General features: G+C 45.7%; 2 protein-coding genes. Both read right to left on the bottom strand.

Annotation, left to right across the window (positions count from 1 at the left end; translation table 11 throughout):
* The coding region (locus AC1M84_RS14250; RefSeq protein ID WP_481595230.1) for a CoA-transferase at window positions 1-413 on the bottom strand (413 nt) is incomplete at its 3' end.
* A 20-nt stretch (window positions 414-433) separates the two neighbouring features.
* Window positions 434-598: CoA-transferase (locus AC1M84_RS14245; protein WP_481595231.1), on the bottom strand; the 165-nt coding region annotated here is incomplete at its 5' end.

Here is a 598-nt window from a genome sequence, read left to right as displayed (position 1 = left end):
ACGGCTAAGTCCATTGCACCACCCACAGCAGGGATGGCATCAGGTGCACCGGTATGCCAGTTTGCAAGATCACCATTTTCAGCGACTTGGAAAGCACCCAGTACCGCGATGTCTAAATGACCACCACGCATCATGGCAAATGAATCACCATGATGGAAGAAAGCTCCGCCTTCTAGCAGGGTTACAAACTCTTTACCCGCGTTAATTAACTCAGGGTCACGGTCTTCTTCCGCAGGGGGTGGACCAAAGGCCAATAAACCATTTTCAGAATGTAAAAAGACATCTTTGTCAGCAGGTAAGTAACTCGAGATTTTCGTCGGTAAACCAATGCCAAGGTTGACATAAGCACCATCAGGAATATCTTGTGCAACACGTTCAGCAATTTGATCACGGGTTAATTTTTGATAACTCATTGTATTTCTCCAATCTCAAATTACTGTGCAGGTTGAACTTGTACAACGTGTTGTACAAAGATCCCTGGGGTGATGATGTGTTCAGGATCTAAGGCACCGAGTTCCACGACTTCTGATACTTGTGCGATGGTGATATCTGCTGCCATGGCCATAATTGGACCAAAGTTACGTGCAGATTTACGGTA

The organism is Acinetobacter sp. 24-47-66 (assembly GCF_056779755.1).
Note: the sequence above shows the minus strand (reverse complement) of the source record. Positions and strands in the feature narration are given on the sequence as shown.